General features: G+C 49.2%; 19 protein-coding genes, 1 tRNA gene and 2 rRNA genes (1 of these 22 running past the window's edge). 20 read left to right on the top strand and 2 right to left on the bottom strand.

Translation table 11 applies throughout. From position 1 onward, the window contains the following. The 3 genes from D5366_RS08450 to D5366_RS08460 all read left to right on the top strand — a co-directional run. Window positions 1-2,299, top strand: a 23S ribosomal RNA gene (locus D5366_RS08450) (it extends 436 nt beyond the left edge of the window). 85 nt (window positions 2,300-2,384) lie between these two features. Further along, window positions 2,385-2,499 (top strand): 5S ribosomal RNA (gene rrf / locus D5366_RS08455). Window positions 2,500-2,547: 48 nt separating this feature from the next. Then, window positions 2,548-2,624, top strand: a tRNA-Met gene (locus tag D5366_RS08460). 302 nt (window positions 2,625-2,926) lie between these two features. Here D5366_RS08460 and D5366_RS08465 read toward each other — a convergent pair. After that, a complete protein-coding gene (locus D5366_RS08465; RefSeq protein ID WP_141493100.1) occupies window positions 2,927-3,781 on the bottom strand; it encodes a LysR family transcriptional regulator in 855 nt (284 codons plus the stop codon). 182 nt (window positions 3,782-3,963) lie between these two features. Here D5366_RS08465 and D5366_RS08470 point away from each other — a divergent pair, with 182 nt between their 5' ends. The 17 genes from D5366_RS08470 (at window position 3,964) to D5366_RS08550 (ending at window position 22,440) form a co-directional block, all read left to right on the top strand. Continuing rightward, on the top strand, window positions 3,964-5,187 hold the full coding sequence (locus D5366_RS08470; protein WP_141493101.1) for an MFS transporter: 1,224 nt from the start codon (window positions 3,964-3,966) through the stop codon (window positions 5,185-5,187). Continuing rightward, on the top strand, window positions 5,178-5,816 hold the full coding sequence (pxpB, locus tag D5366_RS08475) for a 5-oxoprolinase subunit PxpB (protein ID WP_141493102.1): 639 nt from the start codon (window positions 5,178-5,180) through the stop codon (window positions 5,814-5,816). The genes D5366_RS08470 and pxpB overlap by 10 nt, the downstream gene beginning before the upstream one ends. Further along, on the top strand, window positions 5,771-6,790 hold the full coding sequence (locus D5366_RS08480) for a 5-oxoprolinase subunit C family protein (RefSeq protein ID WP_240775224.1): 1,020 nt from the start codon (window positions 5,771-5,773) through the stop codon (window positions 6,788-6,790). Before pxpB ends, D5366_RS08480 begins: the two co-directional genes overlap by 46 nt. A gap of 16 nt (window positions 6,791-6,806) precedes the next feature. Further along, on the top strand, window positions 6,807-7,571 hold the full coding sequence (locus D5366_RS08485; protein WP_141493104.1) for a LamB/YcsF family protein: 765 nt from the start codon (window positions 6,807-6,809) through the stop codon (window positions 7,569-7,571). Beyond that, window positions 7,568-8,011 carry an acetyl-CoA carboxylase biotin carboxyl carrier protein gene (locus D5366_RS08490; protein WP_141493105.1) on the top strand — a complete coding sequence of 148 codons (444 nt, stop codon included), beginning with the start codon at window positions 7,568-7,570 and terminating at the stop codon, window positions 8,009-8,011. Before D5366_RS08485 ends, D5366_RS08490 begins: the two co-directional genes overlap by 4 nt. Then, the gene (locus D5366_RS08495; RefSeq protein WP_141493916.1) at window positions 8,004-9,347 is read left to right on the top strand and encodes an acetyl-CoA carboxylase biotin carboxylase subunit; all 1,344 of its coding nucleotides are present in this window, start codon (window positions 8,004-8,006) and stop codon (window positions 9,345-9,347) included. Before D5366_RS08490 ends, D5366_RS08495 begins: the two co-directional genes overlap by 8 nt. Window positions 9,348-9,350: 3 nt before the next feature. Further along, entirely contained in the window at window positions 9,351-9,728 is a 378-nt protein-coding gene (locus tag D5366_RS08500; RefSeq protein ID WP_141493106.1) for a biotin/lipoyl-containing protein, read from the top strand. Window positions 9,729-9,770: 42 nt separating this feature from the next. Further along, window positions 9,771-10,718: an NAD(P)-dependent oxidoreductase gene (locus D5366_RS08505; RefSeq protein WP_141493107.1), complete on the top strand. Its 948-nt coding sequence runs from the start codon at window positions 9,771-9,773 to the stop codon at window positions 10,716-10,718. A gap of 104 nt (window positions 10,719-10,822) precedes the next feature. Further along, entirely contained in the window at window positions 10,823-11,248 is a 426-nt protein-coding gene (locus D5366_RS08510) for a VOC family protein (protein ID WP_141493108.1), read from the top strand. Between the two features lie 342 nt (window positions 11,249-11,590). Next, on the top strand, window positions 11,591-14,161 hold the full coding sequence (locus D5366_RS08515; RefSeq protein WP_141493109.1) for a TonB-dependent receptor plug domain-containing protein: 2,571 nt from the start codon (window positions 11,591-11,593) through the stop codon (window positions 14,159-14,161). Window positions 14,162-14,244: 83 nt separating this feature from the next. Next, window positions 14,245-15,501 carry a Zn-dependent hydrolase gene (locus D5366_RS08520; RefSeq protein WP_240775225.1) on the top strand — a complete coding sequence of 419 codons (1,257 nt, stop codon included), beginning with the start codon at window positions 14,245-14,247 and terminating at the stop codon, window positions 15,499-15,501. 311 nt (window positions 15,502-15,812) lie between these two features. Further along, a complete protein-coding gene (locus D5366_RS08525) occupies window positions 15,813-17,390 on the top strand; it encodes a phytoene desaturase family protein (protein WP_141493110.1) in 1,578 nt (525 codons plus the stop codon). Then, complete coding sequence (locus D5366_RS08530; protein WP_141493111.1) at window positions 17,377-18,909, top strand: phytoene desaturase family protein; 1,533 nt, start codon at window positions 17,377-17,379, stop codon at window positions 18,907-18,909. Before D5366_RS08525 ends, D5366_RS08530 begins: the two co-directional genes overlap by 14 nt. Beyond that, a complete protein-coding gene (locus D5366_RS08535) occupies window positions 18,906-19,667 on the top strand; it encodes a lysophospholipid acyltransferase family protein (protein ID WP_240775226.1) in 762 nt (253 codons plus the stop codon). The genes D5366_RS08530 and D5366_RS08535 overlap by 4 nt, the downstream gene beginning before the upstream one ends. A gap of 56 nt (window positions 19,668-19,723) precedes the next feature. Then, window positions 19,724-20,758 (top strand): glycosyltransferase, encoded by a 1,035-nt coding sequence (locus D5366_RS08540; RefSeq protein ID WP_240775404.1) that lies wholly within the window; start codon window positions 19,724-19,726, stop codon window positions 20,756-20,758. Beyond that, window positions 20,755-21,168 (top strand): DUF2141 domain-containing protein, encoded by a 414-nt coding sequence (locus tag D5366_RS08545; RefSeq protein ID WP_141493113.1) that lies wholly within the window; start codon window positions 20,755-20,757, stop codon window positions 21,166-21,168. The genes D5366_RS08540 and D5366_RS08545 overlap by 4 nt, the downstream gene beginning before the upstream one ends. After that, on the top strand, window positions 21,169-22,440 hold the full coding sequence (locus D5366_RS08550) for an aldehyde dehydrogenase family protein (RefSeq protein WP_141493114.1): 1,272 nt from the start codon (window positions 21,169-21,171) through the stop codon (window positions 22,438-22,440). Between the two features lie 71 nt (window positions 22,441-22,511). Here the strand turns inward: D5366_RS08550 and D5366_RS08555 are convergent, their stop codons facing one another. After that, window positions 22,512-24,791, bottom strand: a complete 2,280-nt coding sequence (locus tag D5366_RS08555; protein WP_141493115.1) for a M28 family peptidase — start codon at window positions 24,789-24,791, stop codon at window positions 22,512-22,514. Window positions 24,792-25,076: the final 285 nt, after the last annotated feature.

Consider the following 25,076-nt stretch of genomic DNA (forward strand, 5'->3'; position numbering starts at 1 on the left):
AAGTACCGTGAGGGAAAGGTGAAAAGCACCCCGATAAGGGGAGTGAAAGAGACCTGAAACCGGACGCCTACAAGCAGTCGGAGCCTCTTATGGGGTGACGGCGTACCTTTTGTATAATGGGTCAGCGAGTTTCTGTTTGCAGCGAGCTTAAGCCGTTAGGTGTAGGCGTAGCGAAAGCGAGTCTGAATAGGGCGACTGAGTTGCTGGCAGAAGACCCGAAACCGAGTGATCTAGCCATGGCCAGGCTGAAGGTGCGGTAACACGCACTGGAGGGCCGAACCCACGCCTGTTGAAAAAGTCGGGGATGAGCTGTGGTTAGGGGTGAAAGGCCAATCAAACTCGGAAATAGCTGGTTCTCCGCGAAATCTATTGAGGTAGACCGTCGGATGTTTACCCTCGGGGGTAGAGCACTGGATGGGCTAGGGGGCCCAAAGCCTTACCAAACCTAACCAAACTCCGAATACCGAGGAGTATAGTCCGGCAGACAGACAGTGGGTGCTAAGGTCCATTGTCGAGAGGGAAACAGCCCAGACCACCAGCTAAGGCCCCTAAATCGTGACTAAGTGGGAAAGGATGTGGGGATTCCAAAACAACCAGGAGGTTGGCTTAGAAGCAGCCATCCTTTAAAGAAAGCGTAATAGCTCACTGGTCTAATAGAAACCCTGCGCCGAAAATGTAACGGGGCTCAAGTCACGTGCCGAAGCTGTGGGTGCATTCTTATGAATGCGCGGTAGCGGAGCGTTCCGTAGGTCTGCGAAGGAGGCGGGGTGACCCCCTCTGGAGATATCGGAAGTGCGAATGCTGACATGAGTAGCGATAAACAGTGCGAGAAACACTGTCGCCGAAAGTCCAAGGGTTCCTGCGCAAGGTTAATCCACGCAGGGTGAGCCGGCCCCTAAGGCGAGGGCGAAAGCCGTAGTCGATGGGAATCAGGTTAATAGTCCTGAGCCTGCTAGAAGTGACGAATGAGATATGTTGTTGGTTCTTATCGGATTGAACCAGCTTTTGGACCATTCCAGGAAATAGCTCTAGCATATAGACCGTACCCGAAACCGACACAGGTGGACTGGTAGAGTATACCAAGGCGCTTGAGAGAACGATGCTGAAGGAACTAGGCAAATTGCTCGTGTAACTTCGGGATAAACGAGACCCACCCGTGGGCAACCATGTGTGGGTGGCACAGACCAGGGGGTAGCGACTGTTTAGTAAAAACACAGGGCTCTGCGAAATCGAGAGATGACGTATAGGGCCTGACGCCTGCCCGGTGCCGGAAGGTTAAGAGGAGATGTGCAAGCATTGAATTGAAGCCCCGGTAAACGGCGGCCGTAACTATAACGGTCCTAAGGTAGCGAAATTCCTTGTCGGGTAAGTTCCGACCTGCACGAATGGCGTAACGACTTCCCCACTGTCTCCAGCATCGACTCAGCGAAATTGAATTCCCCGTGAAGATGCGGGGTACCCGCGGTCAGACGGAAAGACCCTATGAACCTTTACTGTAGCTTTGCAGTGGCATCAGGAAAATTCTGTGTAGGATAGGTCGGAGGCTTTGAAGCCGGGGCGCCAGCACCGGTGGAGCCATCCTTGAAATACGACCCTGAATTTTTCTGATGTCTAACCGAGATCAGTCAGCCTGATCCGGGACCCTGCATGGTGGGCAGTTTGACTGGGGCGGTCGCCTCCCAAAGTGTAACGGAGGCGCGCGATGGTGGGCTCAGGCCGGTCGGAAACCGGCTGTCGAGTGCAATGGCATAAGCCCGCCTGACTGTGAGAGTGACAGCTCGATCAGAGACGAAAGTCGGCCATAGTGATCCGGTGGTCCCACGTGGACGGGCCATCGCTCAACGGATAAAAGGTACTCTAGGGATAACAGGCTGATCTCCCCCAAGAGTCCACATCGACGGGGAGGTTTGGCACCTCGATGTCGGCTCATCACATCCTGGGGCTGGAGCAGGTCCCAAGGGTTCGGCTGTTCGCCGATTAAAGTGGTACGTGAGCTGGGTTTAGAACGTCGTGAGACAGTTCGGTCCCTATCTGCCGTGGGTGTAAGAGACTTGAGAGGATTTGTCCCTAGTACGAGAGGACCGGGATGAACGAACCTCTGGTGCACCGGTTGTCACGCCAGTGGCACAGCCGGGTAGCTAAGTTCGGACGGGATAACCGCTGAAAGCATCTAAGCGGGAAACCCACCTCAAAACTAGGTCTCATAGAGCCGTGCAAGACCAGCACGTTAATAGGCCGGGTGTATACGTACAGTAATGTACTCAGCTAACCGGTACTAATCGCTCATAATCCTCACACACAAACACATGCACAGAAATCAGTCACACTCAAAAATACACCAACCTCATCACCCTCCTCTACCAACACGAGGGTGAGCTAGAAGACCTGGTGGCCATGGCGAGGATCCTACACCCGATCCCATCCCGAACTCGGCCGTGAAAAACCTCAGCGCCTATGATACTGCACCTTAAGGTGCGGAAAAGTCGGTCGCCGCCAGGTCCCCTAGCTCACCCAATACACACACAAAAAAAACACACAAAACTCATCCGCGGGGTGGAGCAGCCCGGTAGCTCGTCAGGCTCATAACCTGAAGGCCGTAGGTTCAAATCCTACCCCCGCAACCAACTTTAACGAACTTTCCGATAACACATAAACCGCACGGTCCGCGCGTCCGCCTGCGGATGCCCGCGTTTAAACCGCGCGCAGCAATACGCCCTCAAGCATAACGATCAGTACTGCAAGCGCAAAGAACCTCTGAACAGATACCCTGTACAGCCAAGAAACTATACGGCCAAAAATAAGGGATGAAGCGACACGCGGTTTGTAAGCGGCTATGCATGCGTGGTTTACAGCAGATTTTATGGGCGATTGATTTAATTAGGGAACTAAGGGGAAGACTAAATTTGGCCACAACAAATATAAATATTTAAGAGCTGTGTATACAACTGACGAACTGACTAACGAGATTGGCTCGCCGAGTCCTTAGTATCATGATCCCGATTTCTCTATTTTCTCTCATCTCAGGGATAGAAATTTGTTTTAGATTATCATACTTAGAGAGCTCTTGGCATGACGGTATGATAGCTACGCCATTTTCTCTGGAAACCATATCTAAAATTAAATCGATAGCTTCTGTTTCAGTAGCATCGTTCGGAGATATTTGGTGTATTTTTAGAAAATTACTGATTACGCTGCCGCCAAAAGAGCGACTGGCATAGCGGATTAAGGGATACGTATTGAGTATGTCTTTCCACCCTGTATCAGCAATTTTTTCGTGCATGACGAGGACATAAGGTTGGCTGACTAACGGGATCCACTCCATATCTGGGATGAGGCCGAACGGAGGTTTTACGATAATAGCCAAATCTATTTCTTTGGTTTCGAGCTTTTGTAAAAGTTCAAGAGAAATATCAACGCGTATTGAGAAAAAAACATCTTTAAATTGATGTAAAAAATTAGACATTGCTGGCGCTAGTAGAGAAGAATAAGCGGTCGAGATAACTCCAACCTTAATTGTTCCACTTATTTTGTCTTCGCGGTGTATTTCTTTCATATTTTCAAATAAATTTATTATCTCATTTGCACGATCAATGGCAATTAATCCTGCCTTGCTTAATTGAACGGCGCGGCCGGTACGGTGGAATAAGGGATAACCAAACTCTAACTCCAAACGCTTAATTTGTGCGCTGACTGCTGATTGGGTCAGGCCGACTGTCTCTGCTGTGGCGGCAAAGCTTTCGAGTTGGGCTGCGACAAGAAAGGTCTTGAGTTCAGCGATCATGACACATCATTTTTTTTGTTCCTAAGTGGCAAAAAAAATAGATTTTTTTGTTTCTGAATTTTGTTCTATAATCGAAACCATAGGCTGCGCAAGGACTTTTCTCTCAATGACTCCGACATTACAAATTCCATGCTGTCTGTATGTTCAGATTACAATATTATCTCTAAAGAAGAATATGTTAGATGCGTAAGGTATTAATTTACGTATTCACAGTAGTTATGTGCATTATTTGCTACGGTGATCGCGCAGCTCTCTCTGTTTCATTGCCTAAAATTATTGACGATTTTGGTCTGAGTGCTAGCCAAGCGGGTTGGGTTCTTTCAAGTTTTTTGTGGTCATACTTTTTTCTGAACTTGCCATCTTCACTTTTATTGGATCGTTTGGGTCCGCGTGTAATTGGTTTTGGTGCTGTTGCGATATGGTCGGCTGCAATGGTTGAGGGCAGTCTTGCCTTCACGCTGCCAGCTTTTCTTCTTTCTCGGGTGGTTCTCGGGGTGGGAGAGTCACCGACGTTTTCTTTGGGGGCTAAGGTTATGAGGAAGTGGTCCTCACCCCAAAGGGCGGGATTGGCTATGACTTTCTTTACTAATGGAATTTCGATTGGTTTGGGGGCAGGTGCAGTCTCTGCTGGCTATTTAGTGTCAGCGTTTGGGTGGAGAAGAGCCTTTTTAATTTTGGGGTGCATTGGCTTTCTATGGTGTTTGGCATGGCTGTTTGTCTATCCGCCGGACGAAGAGAGGCCAGCGCTGCGAAAGCCGAGAATAACTTTTTCTGTCCGTCCTTTTTTCGCGTCCAAATCATTCTGGGGAATTGTGATAGGGCAGTCCTGCGCCAATTACGCAAATTTTCTAATGATGTCGTGGTTGCCCGTAATTTTGAAGAAAAACCTGCACTTATCCTTGGCTGAATCCGGCTTGTACACCGCTTACTGCTATGGTGGGGCGGTTATTGTCTCTATTGTTGCGGGAAAATTAGGCGAACGTTTCTGTGTTGGTCGTAATTTATTGGCAGGGGACAGGCGGTATGTAGTGTCGTCTTACCTCGTTATGATTGCGATAATTGGTGTTCTGCCGTTCTTGCATTCTGTTTTGGCAATAATGCTGTGTCTCGTTCTCAGCATGGGCTTTGTAACGGCATGCACAGGAGCAAATATGGCACTATTGGCTGATCTTTTGGTCGAGCATGAGACGCTGGGGGCTGCTAATGGACTGCTCCTTACTTTCAGCAACGGTATCGGCATTCTTGCACCTGTTGTGACAGGCTACATTTTACAGTTCACAGGTGGGTTTGAAGACGTTTTTTACATGGTTGCGGTTTTGCTCTTGGCTGGTTCTATTGGTTCAGCATTGTTGCCTAAAGAGACCATATCTGTCGCGATGAAAGAAGGAGAGGCAAAATGCGCATAGAATGCGCTGGGACGCATGCTTTTCTTCTCGATATGGCAAGTGCAAACTTTTCAGATGACGTGCAAACTCGCATCTGGGGGATGGCTCAATCGCTTGAAATGAATGCGGTCGTTGAGACCGTTATTCCGGGAGCCAATAATCTTCTCGTTGTTTTCAAGCCTGAAGATTTTGAGGTGGATTTCGCTAAGATCTTTCTACGCAGAGAGTGGGAGAATGCGGCATCCGCTCGTATTGAGCCGCAGGAACTTACTATTCCTGTTGTCTATGGAGGTGAGGGCGGGCCGGATTTAGAGCATGTAGCTCAGCAATCTGGTTTGACCGAAGGAGAAGTCATCAGACAGCATCTATCCGGTGTTTACCGTGTAGCGATGATTGGGTATGCGCCGGGATTTGGGTACCTAACGGGTCTTACGCGCCCTTTACATCTTCCGCGGAGAGCATCACCACGGCTAAGTGTGCCTCGAAATTCTGTGTGTGTTGGAGGGGTGTTTACGTGCGTTATGCCGCACACAGCTCCTTCGGGGTGGCACATAGTCGGGACGGCTCAGTGCGGAGCGCTATTTGACCCGGAATTAGAAACACCATGCACGATGCGCGCTGGCGATATTGTGCGGTTTGTGAGGGGCTGATGTTAGAGATATTGACGAACGGCCCTTTAAATACGGTTCAAGATCTTGGCCGCTATGGCGCTATACCGATGGGGGTTTGTGCTGGCGGCGCTATGGACCGTGATGCGTTGATCCACGGTAATATTCTGGTGGGAAACGATTTTAACGATGCAGGTATCGAAGTTACGTTTTTTCCGTTCAAGGTAAAGTTTTCTCAAAATTGCGTCTTTGCTGTTACCGGCGCAATGGGAGAGGTGTATTTGGACGAAGACGTAGTTCCAGAAAATTGGTGCATGCAAGCCGTTTCTGGGCAGGTATTGGTGTTACACCCCCCCAAAGTTGGGACACGTTCGTATCTAACATTTGCTGGTGGAATAGATGTCCCAGTTGTTTTGGGTGGACGTTCAACGGATATTAAGGGTGGATTTGGTGGTTTTGAGGGGCGCGGTTTGCAGAAAGGCGATGTGCTTTCGTGCGGGCCGGTGCAGAAACATGTGGGTTTGCCTGACGGTGGCTATGGATTGGCAGATGCACGGCCATTGCCATCAGGCGAGATAACGCCGTTAAAAATAATGCCTGCTGCGGAGTATTCGTTATTTGAGGAACGGTCACTAGAACAATTTTTCAGCCAAAAATGGTTGATTACTGCGCAGGCTAATCGCGTCGGTTTTCGTTTGGAGGGTGAAGAACCTTTGAGAACGAAGGATGCCCTTAGTTTGTTCTCGCATGGGCTTTTGCCCGGTACTGTGCAGGTTCCGCCAGCTGGGCAGCCTATTGTTCAAATGGCTGACGCCAACACTTGTGGAGGCTACCCCAAGGTCGGAGTTATTGTAGAGGCCGATCTCTGTCTTTTGTCCCAAATACCGCCGGGAAGATACATCAAGTTCGAACTGATCACGCAGGAAGATGCACAGAGTAAGTTGCGTGCAGAACGCGAAAAAGCACGCATTTTGTCCGAGCAGATTATGACGTTGCGGAAGCAGATTTTTCAATAATAATCCGGAGGAAACCATGTCTAAAACAAAAATCGATATGAATGCTGATTTGGGCGAAAGCTTCGGGCATTACACAATTGGAGATGATGCATCGCTACTGGACGTGGTTACATCAGCGAATGTTGCATGTGGTTTCCATGGCGGTGATCACACGGTAATGGCGCAAACGTTTAAAATTGCGCGTGAAAAGAACGTCTCGGTTGGGGCGCATCCTGGATACCCTGATTTATGGGGGTTTGGGCGTCGGATCATTCCATTTTCAGCCAAAGAGATAGAGACACTGGTCGCCTATCAAATTGGTGCTGCCCAAGCTTTGGCTCGGTATTCAGGGCACAAGATAACTTATGTCAAAACACATGGTGCTTTGGGCAATTTGAGTGAAAAAGACGAGAATGTAGCTAAGGCGGTAATTCGCGCGATAGAGGGAGTAGACCCGACTTTGGCTCTCGTTTCTGGTGCGGTTGGCGTTTTGGGTGAGCGTGCGCGCGAACGAGGCTTGACGGTATTTTCTGAAATATTTGCTGATCGTGCTTATACGGAAGAAGGGCTTTTGGTGTCCCGGGCAGAACCGGGCGCAGTTCTCCATGATGTCGAGCTCATCGCCGACCGCGTGATAAGAATGGTCAAGGCTGGAGCGATAGAAACCGTATCGGGAGCGATGCTACCAACAGCGATGGATACGATTTGTGTTCATGGTGATAATGCAGAATCACTAGCGGTGGCGCGCACTGTTAAAAACCGTTTGCAAGAGGCGGGTATTGCTGTGGAAGCGTTTCTATGACCGTGGAAAAGCTTGGAGCAGCATTAAGTGTAGAGCAGTTAACGTCCCTCATGCAGAAGATGGGGGAGTTTGGTGTCAAGAGGCTTGAATTTACGTCGGCTGGCGGGGAGAGAATTGTTCTTCGCCAAGCAGAAGAACATTCGGGTCTGCATCGCCCGGTCACAAAAACTGCTCCCGTTAAGCTGCGTCCCAGCACGCAGCAAATTTGCGCGACCATGCACGGGGTTTTTTATCTTGCGGCTTCCCCGGGGGAAGCTCCTTTTGTGACGGCTGGGGTTAACCTTAAGGAAGGGGCAGTTATCGGTGTGCTCGAGGCAATGAAGACGCTTACGCGTATAGAGGCTGAATATGATTGCCGAGTGCTTGAGGTACTTGTGAAAGACGGGGCTACGGTTGCGCCGGGAACTCCACTTTTTCAGGTGGAGAAAGATGATGCCTAAAACTCAGCGTGTACTGATTGCAAATCGCGGCGAAATTGCTTTGCGTATTGCCCGGGCGTGCAGACGGCTCGGTTTGGAAACTATTGCCGTCTTTTCGGAGGCAGATGCCGGTTTGGCTCATTTAAAGCTTGTGGATCATGCCATTTGTATTGGGCCGGCTAGCCCTGCACAAAGCTATTTGAACCAAGAGCGTATTTTAACGGCTGCCACACTTCTGGATGCCGATTTCATCCATCCAGGATACGGCTTTTTTTCTGAAAACTCTGATTTTGCTGATGAAGTAGAGAAGAGGGGTTTTAAGTTTATCGGCCCGTCGGGAAGCGTAATGCGGCTGATGGGGGATAAGATCAGTGCCAAACGCAAAATGCAAGAAGCAGGCGTGCCGTGTTTGCCCGGGTCAGATGGTGCCCTGCCCGAAGACCCAGCGGCAGCTCAGTCTATATGCGATGCAATTGGGTACCCCCTCATAGTTAAAGCCTCTGCGGGGGGAGGTGGACGCGGTATGCGGGTTGTGGAGAAGCCAGAAAATCTCCTCAACGCAATTGCAGAAGCGCAGCGAGAAAGCCAATTAGCGTTCGGTAAAAAAGACGTTTATGCCGAACGTTTTTTACAAGAGCCAAGGCATGTTGAAGTGCAGGTAATAGCCGATCAGCAAGGGCAGGCTGTGTGGCTGGGAGCAAGGGACTGCTCAACTCAGAGGCGGCATCAAAAACTCATTGAGGAGGCTCCACCTCATGACATATGTGAGCGGACTTTGTGCGAACTAGGACAAAAATGCGCGGAAGCGTGCCGTCATATTGGCTATGAAGGTGTGGGTACTTTCGAGTTTTTATACGAAGCTGGTCAGTTTTTTTTCATTGAAATGAACACTCGCTTGCAGGTTGAGCACCCTGTAACGGAAGCGGTTACGGGCATCGATATTGTTGCCGAGCAAATTCGTATTGCACAGGGTGAGCCTTTGTCTTTTGCTCAAGAAGATGTTGCATGTGTGGGGCACGCTATCGAGTGCCGCATAAATGCAGAAAACCCGGTGACATTTCAGCCTAGTCCAGGGGCTGTGACGACATGGCTACCTGCCGGGGGATCGGGTGTCAGATTAGATACACACGTCTACACTACCTATACGGTCCCTGCGCATTATGATTCATTGATAGGCAAGCTTATTGTTCATGGGAAAAACCGTGAAGATGCTCGGCAGAAAATGTTGGATGCGTTGGGAGAAATGCGTGTTGAGGGAATTGAAACGACGATCCCATTATTGAGCCAATTACTAAATACGGAGAGCTTCAGAACTGGCCGTGTGAGTGTCCACTCAATAGACAAAGGTAGGATTTAACTTATGCTGTCCGAAGTAGAGAACGCTCTAGAGCATTTAGTCAGTGCAATGCGTCTTAACAATATTGCGTTTTGTGAGGTTCCGGCGGCCGGTGGTAATTTACTCTTGGAATTATCTAGTGCAGGGGGACAAAAATACTGTGCAGACACTCTCGATCGTGAACGAGTTGAAGAGATTTTAAGCCCTGAAATGGGGGTGGTGGATGACATCCTTGTACAGGAAGGAACAGAGGTTAACTCGGGTCAATTACTTGCTTTTGTGCGGATTGGTCCTATCCGCGTAGCAATCAAAGCGCCTGAACAAGGGACGGTAAAGTCTTGTCTTGTTCAACCGCATGAGGTTGTTGGTTATCACCAAGCTATGTTTGCGCTGAGCGTGTAGCGGGTTTTCGCATTAACTGATTTCACTGCCCGACGGAAAAAAATGTTGGAATGTTTTATTACGCAGCCCGTACATGATGCTGCATTGAAGTTTTTGAACGAACGCGGCATTGCGACGCGCTATGCTAGCGCGGCCGATATGCCTACTGTTATCAGAGAAATCGGTGGAGCTGATGCGGTCATCACGCGTGATTTAGGACTGGACAGATCAGCCATTGAACGTGCGGAAAAACTAAAGATTATTAGCTGCCACGGCGCAGGTACTAATCGTGTCGATAAAGTCGTGGCGAAAGAAAAGGGAATTATCGTTACCAATGCGCCCGGTGCTAACAGCCAGTCCGTGGCAGAGCTTACGATAGGCTTGATCCTTTCATGTGCGCGAAATGTAAAAGATGCGGATCGTGCAGTGCGCGACGATGACTGGGGATTTCGGTACAGAACGAACGGGATAGAACTGGAGGGCAAAACGCTTGGGCTTATCGGTTTTGGCACTATTGCCCAAAAAGTGACGAAAATAGCCCGCAATGGGTTTGGTATGCGGGTAATTGCGTGGTCCCCAAATGTGCCTCAAGCTGTTTTTGACAATTACGGCGTATCTCGGTGTGAGACAGTCGAGGTATTATTAGCTGATGCTGATGTTATTTCCCTGCATCGAGCGGGGGAGCAGGGTGATACGCCGTTAATTAATGCTCGTACGTTAGGGATGATGAAGCCGCGAGCAATTCTTGTGAATGCTGGAAGGGGCTTTGCTATTGACCAATATGACTTGGCGCAGGCTTTGAGAGCACAATGTCTTCATGGCGCAGCGTTAGACGTTTTACAGCATGAGCCACCACAAACGGATGATCCGATATTACGTGCGCCATCGTTGATTTTAACTCCACACCTTGGCGGAACAACGGAGGAGGCGCTGGAGAGAATGGCCGTAACATGTGCTAATCAGGTTTTCACCGCTCTGACAGGGGGGGAGCCAGCATTTAGAATAGCCTAAAAGTCGATTAATAAATATTTTTCTTCCTCAGAATAAAAAATGATCATTTTTCATGATTGATATATTCAAATATATGTTTCTTATCGACAACAAAGGCTTAAAAAATGGCGCAGACACTTCCCCCTTTTCATCTTGCATTTCCTGTAGATAACTTGAAGGTTGCTAGAGAATTTTACGGAGATCTTCTGGGGTGTCCTGAGGGGCGTAGTTCAGATGAATGGGTAGATTTTGACTTCTACGGTCATCAGATTGTTGCACATATGGCGGATTGCTCACAAAATCGCGTCCATTACAACAGTGTCGATAGCCATGCTGTGCCAGTCCCTCATTTCGGGGCAGTTTTGAACATGGCACAGTGGGAGAAATTGGCTGAAAAATTAAAGGCTGCGGCTGTAAAGTTCGTTATTGAGCCTTACGTCCGGTTTAAAGGCCAGGCTGGTGAGCAAGCAACAATGTTTCTGCATGACCCGTTTGGCAATGCTATCGAAATTAAGGCTTTTGCCAGCCTCGAAAGCTTGTTCGCAAAATAAGCCTATTTGAGGTTGCCTGCCGATAGGCAGTATGTGTGCACTTAGGTGAGCGGGGGTGCTCCTTAAGTGCACAAAACAAAGAGTGCAAAAAGCGGATAATTACCGAGCACTAAAAAAAATGGCCCTCAAAAGCAAAAAATATCGTTTTTTAATCGATATAATTGATGGCAAATTCATTAAATAAATGAGATAAAAGATAACACCTCGAAACGAATTGGGCGCCGTTTAGCGGAACAAGTCTGGGGCGTTTTCTTGTTTGAATAAGGGCCCTCTCGTGGTTGGCCCTTTTCGGCTTTCGGGGAGGGTATCTTGGTCAGTCGCGCGTCTTGGAGTGGAAGAAAAATGCAAAGAACGGAAGCGGTTTTTAATAAAAAAATATGGCTCAGCGCTACAATTCTGGCTTCTGCTCTTTTGACTTATGGCCCGGCTTTTGCGGCTACTAAGGACCATACTCTTCCACATAAGCTCAAAGAAACGGGCAAAAAAGCACCTTCTATTGCAGCTGCACCTCAGGCGCCGCGTGGTGTATTCAATCAAGCGAAGGAAGAGTTGACAGTAGTCGCATCGCGTTTGACCTCTAAGTCGGCTTTATCTCCATTAACGCCTCTTCACAGCACCACATCTGTTACAGTGGTAAGCGGAGCCGCTTTGGCCCAGACTGGGCAAAACAACATTATGCAGGCTCTGGCCCAGTTATCGCCAGCCATTACCTCTCCGGCTGTTCCGGGGGTGGGTAACAATGCTTTCACGCAGACTATGCAGTTACGTGGCCTCTCTGCGGATCAGACGCTCATTTTGGTCAATGGTCATCGGCGGCATATTGGGGCAAATTTTAACGCCAATGCAGGGCCCAACTGGGGGACTGAACCGGCAGACATCGCTCTTATTCCAATTGCATCAATTGATCATGTTGAAGTTATTACTGAGGGAGCGAGTGCGCTTTACGGTCAGGATGCTTTGGCTGGTGCGGTCAACATCATTCTCAAAGACAAAACACATGGCGGTTCGATTGGTCTAAAAAATAGTGGTTTTTATGCTGGGGACGGGCAGTCACTGGACGCCAATGCTGACGCGGCCTTTGCGCTTGGGCATAATGGTGGATACCTCGATTTGGCCGCGCAGGTTGTGCATCAGCTGCCAGCGTTCAGAAATGGCGATTATATTAATCCGAGCCGTTATCCGAACGATTTGTATTATGCTTTGCCTAATGGCAGTGTTGATCCAAGATCTAATAAAGATAGAAATGTTCAAAGAACGAATGGGTTGCCGAAAAAAACTACGGAATCTATTTCTGCGAATATTGGGATACCAATAACGGACAAGATTGATTTTTACTCAACGGATACTTACGCGCATCGTAAAGTTACTGTGGCGCAGGTTTATCGTTCTGCCGCAGATGATTTAACAGTCCAGTCGCTGTGGCCTGATGGTATGCAGCCATATTACCTCATGGAACAAAATGATTTTGAGGTCGATAATGGTTTCAAAGGAATGGTGGGTAAATTTGCGTGGGATGCTTACGTAAATTATGGCCGTGACATGCAATCCTACGACCTTAAAGATACCGACAATGCATCGTACGGAAACGCTAGTCCGACCCGTTTTTATACTGGTGGAGCTGTTACGAGCTTATTGACGGCAGGTTTCAAGGTTTCTCGCAATTTCAACACATCATTGCTCCCTAAGCCCATTTCTGTTGAGTTTGGCGCTGAGTATCGCCGCGATACTTTCTCGCTTCTGGCGGGCGAGTATGCGTCGTATGCGGATGGAAATGTCCCCATACTCACAGGGCCTAATGCGGGTAAAAAAGCAACGCCGGGGGCGGCGACACATGCTGGTAACCCATCATATGTCGCCGGGGATTACACGCGAGACGTCTATGACGGGCACGCTAACGTCGATTTCTACGTGACAAATAAATGGGAATGGACACTGGGCGGTAGAACAGTTGCTTACCATAACTATCCCATTGTTTCTTCCGGATCTGTCGGCACGCGCTATAATTTCAACAAAAAATGGGCTGTAAGAGCTAATATAAATACAGGGTATCGTCCGCCGACCTTGGGTCAGACATATTATTATTATAATTCGCCAATGGCGACATACTCGACATTGTCATTGCCAAATAATAGTGCGGCCGCTCAGGCATTGGGTGCGGGGAAATTAAAAGGAGAATATTCACGCAGCTTCTCCGTGGGATTTGATGCACAACCACTCCAAGATTGGCATATGGCAGGCAATTTATACTACATTGCAATCAATGATCGTCTGGCGAGTACGACTACTTTGGGTGGAAGCTTTGTCGCGCAGACTTTGCAGAGCCTGAATATGGGGAATGCCACCTATGCTGCCTATTATACAAACCCGGTAAATACCAATACCTGGGGTGGGGATTTCAATACGGATTATACGATACACACGCAGCATTACGGGAATGTCCGTTTAGCATTCGCAATGAACGTGTCGGATAATGAAATCAGAAGTTATAACAAGGCCCCTGCTGTATTGCAGGCACATAACGTATCAATTTTTAATGCTTATGCTGTTGCGCAGCTTATCCATTCAAGCCCAAAAAATAGAGAGACGCTGAGCGCGAATTGGACGAAGGGTGCATGGAATGTTTCGGTCCAAGAAATGCGGTATGGCTCTAGTGTGTTTATCGCGAACCCGAGTTTGCCGACAAATTTGTGGACGAAAGTACGTCCTGCCTATTTAACAAACTTGGATATTGGTTACATGGTTACGCCAATGTTGAAGCTAAACATTGGGGCGCAGAATTTATTTAATAAATATCCGACAAGAGTGCAAAAGGCTTCAACTGCAGCTAATTTCAACGTGTATAAATATCCCGCTTCCTCGGCCTTCGGATATTTTGGCGGTATGTACTATGCGGGAGCTACGATGAATTTCTAATAATATTTACCTTATTCAAGGGTGTGTATAAAGCATCCTTGAATATTGATCAGATTTTGACTTTATTTTTGATAAGAGCATTTGTGTTAGATAAAGAGTTAGCACACCAAATTTTCAATCGTCTCTATGCCATCGGGTATGACGGCAAGGGTATGACCCGTCCGTCATACAGCGACAAAGAGAATCAGGCGCACGCGGTTTTTATTGAAGTTGCAGAGGCGCACGGGTTGGAAGTTCGTAAGGATTGGGCTGCGAATTTGTTTGTCACCCTGCCGGGGCAGAACAGGTCTTTACCGGCCGTTATGACAGGTTCTCATGTTGATACTGTTCCTTGTGGCGGAAATTTTGATGGCGCAGCCGGTGCTATCGCAGGTTTAATCGTGCTCTGTGCTTGGAAAACGTCAGGGTATAGGCCTCAGCGCGACACGACGCTCATTGTAACACGAGCTGAGGAAAGTGTGTGGTTTCCAATTTCATACTTGGGAAGTCGTACGGCATTTGGTCTGATTGACAGTGCTTTATTGGAAACACCCCGAAGTGATGACGGTTTGAGCCTGCGTGAACATATGAGTGCTTGTGGTGCGCAGCCTGATTTGTGTGGTTCAGCACCTGTATTAAATGCTCACAATATTGATTGTTTCGTTGAGGTCCATATAGAGCAGGGGCCGGTCCTTATAGAGGATAAAGTTCCTCTTGGGGTTGTGACGGCCATTTGTGGCAGCACGCGTTACCGTTCGGCGGTTGTAACTGGTAAGTATGCCCATTCGGGTGCAACGCCGCGTCGTTTTCGGTCAGATGCCGTTATGGCAGGTGCCAGTTTGATGACGGGGCTGTACGCGGAGTGGCAGGCCGCCGAAAATGAGGGGCACGAAATGACCCTTACCTTCGGTGTTTGTCAGACAGATCCATTGCAAGCTAATTTCGCGGCCGTACCGGGAAAGTTGGATTTTGTTGTTGATATTCGCTCTCGCGATGTTTCCCTGCTTGAGCGTATGAACGCATGCGTTATTCAAAATGCACACAGAGTAGAGGATGCGTTTAACGTCCAAGTGGACTTGGGTGTCCGTACCCAAAGCGCTCCAGCCGTAATGGATAAAGGATTACAGGCCCTAGCCTCCACGGCCGCAGACGCATTGGGTATAGGTTATGCAACAATTGCCAGCGGAGCGGGGCATGATGCCGCAACATTCGCTGGGCAAGGTGTCCCCAGCCTGATGCTGTTTGTCAGGAACGAAAATGGAAGTCACAACCCCGACGAAGCAATGGAAATGGATGATTTTTTTGCCGTAGTGAACGTGCTTGAGAAAGTTCTTAGAACCAGATCAGAGCGAATTAGCTGATTTTATACTATAGCCCAGAAAAATGGAGGGCGGGTAAGCGCCCACAATGAGCGAAAAGGGTGTGGGCTCTTGATGGGGTCGGTTGAATTGGGGTTATTCCATATTGATTAAAGAAAAGTAATCGATTGAGAGAAAAGCAAAATTATTGATTAATCATCGTTAAAACGAGGACGATTATGATATTTTGTTGCAATCGGAGTTTGTAATAAAGTTCCGTTCTGCATAAAAAAAGTATTTACCTGAACTAAATACTTTTTCGCACCTTTAACAAAAAACAGAGTGTTGAAAATTTCTTTATTCGGGGTGTCGGTATGCAGTATGGCACGCTTAAAAATCGGCGCGTGGCTATCGTGGGAGCAGGGCCGGGAGGTTTGGCCTCTGCGATGCTGCTTGCGCGGGCGGGTGCTGATGTAACTCTTTACGAGCGTCATGGGCATCTGGGGGGGAGATCGTCTTCGATAGATGCGGAGACAGATCAGGGTCGTTTTCGCTTCGATGTTGGGCCAACCTTCTTTCTTTATCCACATATTTTAAAAGATATCTTCGAACGCTGTGGCTTAAACATGGAGGAGTGGATCACTTTCCGTAAGCCGCGCGAGAATTACGATCTTGTCTTTGAAAACGGCCCAAGCCTGAGGATGACATCCGATATTGACGCCCTCGAAAAAGAGGTTGCGAAAATCGATGTAGATGACGCACGCAATATTCGTACTTTTTTAGCGGATAATAGAGAGAAGTTTCGGGTTTTTATCCCCGTATTGCAGCGGCCATTTAACTCATTTTTGGATGTGTTTCGTACCGATATGTTTCGGGCTCTATCCAAGCTGAGGCCAACAAAATCTATAGATCAAGACCTCTCAACGTATTTCAAAAACCCCAAGACACGCCTCGCGTTTTCGTTTCAGAGTAAGTACTTGGGTATGTCTCCCTATAGATGCCCGAGTTTGTTTACCATACTGAGCTTTATGGAATACGAATACGGCATTTATCATCCTATTGGCGGAACTGCTGCCGTCATGGAGGCAATGGGGAAAGCTGCGGAACAATTGGGGGTCCGCATAAAATTAAACACACCCGTGCGGGAAGTACTGACGTATGAGGGTAAAGCGAACGGCGTACTGACAGAACATGGAGCTGATTTCGCCGACGCCGTGGTTGTGAATGCGGACTTTGCCCGGGCAATGAAGCAATTAGTACCGGAGCAAAAGCGGCGGAAGTGGACGAACAGGCGCATCGAGAAGCAGCAATACTCGTGTTCAACGTACATGTTGTATTTGGGGATAGAAGGTAGTGTACCTGATAAGGGGCACCATACCGTCTTTCTTTCAGAAGCGTATGATCAAAACTTTTCGGAGATCGAAGAAGGAAAAGTGCTGTCCGAGCATACTTCTCTTTACGTGCAAAATGCTTGCCAGACCGATCCGGGGCAGGCCCCTGACGGGTATTCTACCCTGTATGTCTTAATGCCGGTTGGTCATCTGCGGGCGGGGGGATTGGAGTGGACGCAGTCCCTCAAAGATGAAGCGCGGAGCCTTGTACTCAAACGTCTTGAAAAAGCAGGTTTCAAGGATATTGAAAGTCGGATCAGATACGAAAAAGCGATTACCCCGCTTGAGTGGGAAAGGGATTATGACGTTCACAAAGGAGCAGTTTTTAATCTTGCACATACGCTTGGGCAGATGCTGCATTTGCGGCCGCACAATAAGTTTGAAGATGTGAAAAATATGTACCTCGTCGGTGGTGGAACCCATCCGGGGAGTGGTCTGCCAGTTATTTTTGAAGGAGCAAGAATGAGTAGTGATCTTTTGATCCGAGATCTTGCGCTCCACACAGCGAGCAAACCTACTAAAAAGCTATTTCGGAAAGCGTCGTCACATGCCGTCTCCTGAACACAAAAAAAGCGTCGTTGTTATTGGTTCTGGGCTTGGTGGGTTAGCCGCAGCCTGCACGATGGCTGCGCGTGGGCATCATGTCACAGTGTTGGAGGCCAATGAGTGGCTCGGCGGGAAGGCGGCTCTGTGGGAAGCAGACGGCTTCCGTTTTGATATGGGGCCGACTATTCTCACTGTACCGCGTGTGCTGGAGCGTATTTTTGCAGAGGCCGGCGTAAAAATGCAGGACAGGCTCGACCTGAGGCGGCTTGATCCACAATGGCGATGTTTTTTCGAAGATGGCGCAGCGCTGGATTTGCAGGAAAACCCTGAGACTATGGCGCAGAGTCTGGAAAGTCTTTGCGCGGGTGACGGAGCGGGTTACAGGGACCTGATGCAGGCAAGTGAGCAACTGCACGAAATATCCGAGAAGTTCTTTTTCTGGAAATCCGTGGGTGGCTTAGCTGATACGATGGATCTTAGCCAAACTTTGACCCCTGCGACACTGAAAGACGTGTGGCGCTTGCGGTTGGCTTCGACCTTCGCCCGTGAAATTCGCAAGCGTATTCGCAACCCGCAAGCCGCTCAAATGCTGGACCATTTGACGCAATATGTAGGATCTAATCCGTTTCAGGCTCCCGCTGTGCTGTTGGGTATAGCGCATATGCAAAGCCATGACGGTGTTTGGTATCCTATGGGGGGCACGCGCGCCGTGCCGGACGCTCTCGCGCAATTGGGGCAAGAGTTGGGCGTGTGTTTCAAGACCTCAACGCGTGCGCAGCAAATTCAGGTTCAAAATGGGCAAGTACAAGGGGTAGTCACAGCGGATGCTGAGGTGATCCCTGCGGATATCGTGATTTCAAACATGGACAGTGTAAGGACTATGCGGGAATTGCTGCGTAACGTCCCCACACCGCGCTTTGAGAGACGTTGGCGCAGAAGGCGGCCCGCATGTTCGGGGGTTGTGCTCTATCTTGGGTTGAACAAAAGTTATGAGCATTTAGCCCACCATGATTTTGTATTCTCGGCTGATCCAGAGGCGGAGTTTGATGCAATTTATCGTCAAGGCAAACCGGCCCCCGACCCGACCTGCTATCTCGCGGCTCCGTCAAAGACCGACCCGAATGTTGCACCTCCGGGAGGGGAAGCTCTCTACGTTCTTGTGCACACACCGTATTTGCACAAAGGCCAAAACTGGCAGGATATTTTCCCCGGTTACAGGCAAGTTATTTTGGATAAACTCAAGCGATGCGGCGGCATGCCAGACATTGAAGAGCGTATTCAGGTTGAGCACCATCTTACTCCGTTTGACATAGGGCAGCGGTATTCGACCCTGAGGGGAGCTATTTATGGCCTTGCTAGCCATGGACGTTTGAATGGCGCATTCAAACCCGCCAACCGCTCTGACGAGGTGAAGGGACTATACCTTGCAGGTGGTGCAGCTCATCCCGGGGCAGGTATGCCCATGGCGCTTATGTCGGGTTGGGTGGCCGCTGATTGTGCCGATCAAGATACCCAAATGGTTGCTTCAAAATGAAGAGAGAGGATCGCCGCCATCCTCTGGCTGCCTTTTTGGTGTCTCAGGGGATGCGAAGGGGGATAAAGCGCAATTTCAACGCGGTACGTTTATCTGAAGCTGAGGCGATCAGCGCTGGGGACGGCCCGTACATTATTTGTGCCAATCACCCCGGGTGGTGGGATCCGGCTGTTTTTGCTTTTCTGCAGCATACCTACTTCCCTGAAACTTGCGGCTACGGGCCAATAGAGGCGGCGGCACTTAAGCGTTATCCTTTGCTAGAACGCGCCGGGCTCCTTCCTGTAGACATCAAAGATCGTTCTTCCCTGCGGCGTTTCCTGAGAACGGCCCAGCGAATTCTAGAAGCGGGGAATATTTTATGGATAACACCCCAAGGGCATTTCTCTGACGTCAGGCAGCGGCCGGTTGTGCTGCAATCTGGCTTTGCACATTTGGCACGTCTTGTTCCGGGGGTTCGCATGGTGCCGCTGGCCATTGAATACTCATTCTGGACGGAAAGTAAGCCGGAACTCTTTTTGCGCTTTGGGGCAACATTAACGCTCAATCCGGCAGAAACGACGCAAAGCATGAAAACGAGAATGGAGCAGGCTCTAACGGAAACCATGGATAGGCTAGCTTGTGACGTTCAATCGCATGAGCCAGAGCGCTTTCGGACGTTGCTGGAGGGTAAAAACGGGGTAGGGGGTTTTTACGATATCGGGCGTCGCGTGCGGCAGTGGTTGCGCGGTGCGCGCTTCGAAGCGGGGCATAAGCCTTGAAATATAAATTAGATAAAATTGGACTCTTGGCGTCTCTTCTCCCGCTATTTTTGACAGTGGATAATCTCCGACGTTTAAGAAAACCTTCGAAGGTTTGTGCGGGGCATTTTGTTTCGGTTTTGATCCCTGCGAGAAATGAAGAGAAAACCATTCGCCGGGCTGTGGAAGCGGTATTGAACAGCCGCGATATAGGGTTGGAGTTGATCGTCCTTGACGATGCTTCGACGGATGCGACGTTGAGCATCCTGAAGGGTTTTTCGGACCCGCGGCTGAAGGTTTTATCCGGGCAGAAGCTACCTGAGAATTGGTGTGGTAAAACACATGCCTGCGCTCAACTTGCTCAAGCCGCGCAGCATGAATTGATGGTTTTTGTTGATGCTGATGTTCGTCTCGAGCCTGATGCGTTGACCAAGCTTTGCACAGAGATGAGCAGGCGCCCGGATATTGCCTTGCTGAGCGGTGTTCCCCGGCAAGTGACAAAAACGGTTTTGGAGTGGATGCTTCTACCCTTTATCCACCTTCTGCTGATGGGCTACCTGCCAATGAGGCTGGACGACGGAACAGAAGCTAAATTTGCCGCAGCATGTGGGCAACTCATCATTGTGCGCCGCACGCTTTACAGCGCTGTTGGGGGGCATGCTGCTGTAAAAGGACACCTGCATGATGGGCTTGCTCTTGCTCGGCATTTCAGGGCTTCAGGGTTAAAAACCGGGCTACTGGACGCAACAGATATCGCTTCCTGTCGGATGTATGAAAGTGCATCGGAAGTGTGGAGCGGTTTGAAGAAGAACGCAACGGAGGGCATGGCTACACCTCGTGGCTTGCCTGTATGGACAGCGCTTTTGTGTGCGGGGCATGTGCTGCCGTTTTGTCTGCCACGGAGACCGTACTCATGGCTGGCAATGATCTTGTCGATCACGACACGCATTCTGCTTGCTCGTCGTTTCGAGCAAGGGGTGTTGACGGTTCTGTTCTCCCCGGTTGGGGTTGTAGTGTTACTCCTTTTGCAGTGGCAGGCTCTTGTTTCGGAATTTTTGGGTTACGCCCCTCAATGGCGTGGAAGATCCTATCCGCGGAGGTTTCGGTCATGAAATTGTGGTTGTTGGGTAGTTTGTTGTTTATGCCTGTTTTCGCCAGCGCAGCAACGCTTCATGTGGTTGTATCGAACGTGCCTGATGAGACGGGAACAATCCGCGCTGCCGTCTGCAAAAAAGATGAGTTTTTGACGTCGAACTGCGCGGGTAAGCGTGTTGTTCCTGCTAAAACGGGCGAAGTGGAAATTACGTTTGAGGGATTGCCGCCCGATACATACGCTGTGCAAGTGTTCCAAGACCGCAATGGCAATAATCTTCTTGATAAAAATTTCTTAGGCGTTCCCAGAGAACCACTCGGTTTTTCTAGAGCCGCACCGATGCGCTTTGGTCCACCTCGTTTTTCCGATGCAGCATTTGTTCTTGGAGAGCAAGAAAGTGTGGTGCCAGTCGTGTTGCGGACACGGTAAATGAGCGCGGCAAACACCGACGTAGATGTCGGTAAATTACGAGCTGCTGTTTTGACGTGGGGTTGTGTCTCAATTCGGCAGCGTTTGCGTTACGTCCGTCAGTTTCGAAGATTACTACGTAAGAATTGGCGGGTTCTGCCGGATTTCTTCCCTCAAAGACCGCCACTGGAAACGTGGACAGCCGAGTTACTGCCCATACTCGCAGCATGCCGTTTTTTAGAGAAGAATTCGACGAGCCTTTTAAAGGCGCGAAGAGCCGGCATCTGGGGGCGTCCGCTGTGGCTCCCCGGGGTTACTTCTGTAATTGAACGTCGAGCGCACGGCGCTGTTCTTATTCTTGCTCCCGGTAACTATCCTCTTATGTTGCCCGGGATACAAATGTTACAGGCACTTGTGGCAGGGAATGCAGTTGCATTGAAACCGGCGCCGGGCGCAGAAGCGGTGGCACGTTACCTGATCATTTTGCTTGTAAAAGCCGGTTTTCCGAGTGATTTGCTGCATCTTTTGCCTGTGGATGCAGGGCCGGATGCCGTCCAGTCGGGATTTGATTTGATCATTTTGACGGGGGCAGCAAAAACAGGGCGGGCTGTTCTGGAGGCAGCAGCTAAGACACTTACGCCAACCATTTGTGAGCTTTCTGGCGTTGACCCTGTGTTTGTGCTGCCGGGGGCAGATTTAGAGTTGGTAGTACGCAAGCTCGTTTATGGTGCGCGCTTGAATAATGGTGCAACCTGCATTGCACCGCATCGTGTATTTACGACGAACGCCCAGAACTTAAAGAGGCTGATAAAAGCCGCTCTTTCGGGTATGCCAGATTTGACGATTGAGCCCGCTATGCGCTCCCGTCGAGATGACTTTGTTGGTTCACTTCGTGCTGCTGGGGTAGAGGTCGAACAAGTTGGTGATGTTGTTGTATTCGAAGCGACTAAATCAACTGAGCGCTTAATAGACGATGATCTTTTCGCGCCGTGGCTCGCGATTGTGGAAGTTGAAGACGTAAAAGAAGCGTTGGAAAAGACAAGAGCGCAGGCATACGCTTTGGGGGCAAGTATTTTCGGACCCGTTTCAGCCGCTGAGGCTCTTGCTCAGCAACTGCCTGCCGGCTCAATATGCATCAACGATCTCATTATCCCCACGGCTGACCCACGTTTGCCATTTGGGGGCAGAGGAGAAAGCGGTTTTGGCGTAACCCGTGGACCCGAAGGGTTATTGGCTTTAACGCGGCCTGTAGTCATTTCCCAGCGACATATATTTTGGTCCCGTTTCGGTTGATCTTCAGAAAGCCGACATCTTGAGGCGGCTGATGGTCTTGGGAAATACCATCAGCCTTTTGGGGTGGTACTTTATTTTGTAGTGAATGCCTTTAGGGCATCATTTGCTGATTTTAGTTCGTCACTGGCCGCCATTACAGCAGTTGCAGCGTCCTGAACCGCTAAAATGCTAGCGTTTTTGTCGCTGGCGTGAATGGCTTTTTGAATTTCGGGAAAGGGAGATCCTGAATTGGCATAAAGTAAGGTGCGTGATTTTTTCCCGTCGCGTTGTATGAAGTGTTGTTCGAGTACTGCTAGATGGTGGTTGACTTGGTCCAGACGTTCGCCGGCATGCACTGTTTCAAGTTGGCTGTATAAAATATCATATTCTGCAGCGACTGAACGGAACTGAGCAATCGCTTTACGCAACGGGGAGGTATCGAGGTTTTCAATGCCTGGCAGCAGCTCTGTGGGGTTGCCCAGATGCCGGCTTGGATCTGCTTCAAGTCTATAGGCGTCCAATGCAAGGAGGCGGGTTCGTTGGCGTGCTGCTTGTGTTTGGTGACTATTCTCTTGTTCGAGCGACGTAACATAACTGTCCATGGCCGTGGCCAATTCTGTATAATGCCATGGTAATATGTCTGCATCGGCCACACGCAATAACAGATGGCCGTCAAGATCGGCGAGTGTTTGCAAGTAGGCCATACCCGGGTCACCAAACCGCTGATAATGCGCGTATGTGTCGTACGCAGAGTGATAAATAGGCACGCTCTCTTCATCACCATCTCGGTCATAGCCAAAGCGGGTGTGCATAGACATTACGCCCAGCTTATGAACGAATGAACTGAAGTCAGAGCCTGACTGAAGTGGAGGGAGTAGGGTATTGCTTTCGAGTGTGGCCAGTAAGGGCTGGCGTTGTGCCGCATCATAAGCTTGTTTTGCGGCTAACCTCTTGGAAAGAGTGACGCCTGTCTCGGGGTCGATTATTGAAGAACTGACCTGGTTTAAGAGTGTCGACATTGCGGGGCTGCCGCCAACACTTAAATAACCACGGCTGGTCGTGTCCCCGTTTAGGTAAAATACTGTTTGGTTGGCAACGGCATCAGGGTTCTGTTCAACATGCCAGCGCGAACCGAGAAGGCTAAGTTCTTCACCATCCCAACTCGCAAATTCTATGGTGCGTTTTGGAGACCAGCCTTTACGGTGCAAAGCGCCAATGGCTTGAGCTTCAGCAAGCATGGCGCTGGTGTTGGCCAATGGGTCCCACGCTCCAAAAACCCATGCATCGTGGTGAACGCCGCGAATGACGTATTGATCAGGATGCTCCGTGCCAGTCATGGTACCGATTACATTATAAAGAGTGCGCCAGCTCCAATCCGACCTAGTGCGAATGTGCACTTTGGTGCCGTCTGTGCCACCAACGTGGTAGGTAATGGGTAGCCCGCCTTGCCAATTGCGTGGTCCGATTGGCCCTGTAAGGGCGGCCAATAGTGGCTTGGCTGAGGCGTAAGAGAGCGCGAGGACGGGCCCGTTAAGGTTTTCTGGGTGTTTGTTGTGGATCAGTGCGTTACCGAGCGCTGGGTCGAGGGCATCTTTTACAATAAGTGTGCCGCGCTGCACCCCCCTTGCAGGTCGCCAAGCGCCTGTTGGGTAAACGTCTCCTTTTGTGTAGCCGTCCTCAATCGGGTCAGAATAGATGATTGTGCCAACCGCACCGTATTTTTCGGCAAGGAGTGGTTTGAACATACGGCCTGAGCCTGTGGAGCGCACAATAACGATTTTATTTTTCACGCTGATGTTTAGGCGGGCGAGGTTTTCATAATCAGCTTCTACGCCTTGATTGACGTAAACAAGCGGGGCGGTGACGTCCCCATCAGGCGAATATGCCTCCGTACCGGGTATCGTGCCTTGGGTAATGCTGGTGGTGGGGTCGCTTGGTATCGGTGGCTCAGATAAATCGATGCTTTGTTTGTTGGGCTCTACGAGTTCTAATTTTTGTTCGATCGGATATGAAACAAGTGCTTTAAAGCGCTCAATTTTGACGTCAAAACCCCAACCCTTGAGGCATTTAGCAATAAATTGTGCATTTTCCAGATCATGGCTTGAGCCGAGATGGTTGGGCGCAGATGTTAATTGTTTCAACCACTTGTCGATTTGGTTCCGATCAATATTCTTATCAAATTGTTGTTCACGATAGAGAATGTCTTGGGTATGAGTGCTTAGAAAACCGTAAACGGATTGAGGCTCGTTGTTTTTGGTTTGTGCAAAAATATTTGTACTTGGCCATAAGGATAGAGTAACGAGCACTGCATAAATTGTACGCTTGTTTAGACGGGAATATTTATTTTCTAAATATAGAAAACTTTTTCGCATTTTTGCGTTCCATTGATCGGTGTTGATTAGGTCAATACTATTGAAAAATTTTAAGATTTGAAAAATAGCGGCCTAGTGGTGGAATAAGCAAGTTTTTTATAAAACCCACTCCAAATATGTTACATATTTTTGCTTAAAAATTGTTCGTCAAAATTATTAATTGATAATTTTGGAAACATTGTGCAAAGTTAAATTATAAATTAACTAAAAAAAGAAGTGGATTAGTCATGTCGTGCCTGCCCTGCATCCCAATCAAACATCTGACCGCACATTCTGAGGCCGCTG

Origin of the sequence: Neokomagataea tanensis (genome assembly GCF_006542335.1) — a bacterium.
Classification (GTDB): Bacteria; Pseudomonadota; Alphaproteobacteria; order Acetobacterales; family Acetobacteraceae; genus Gluconobacter; species Gluconobacter tanensis.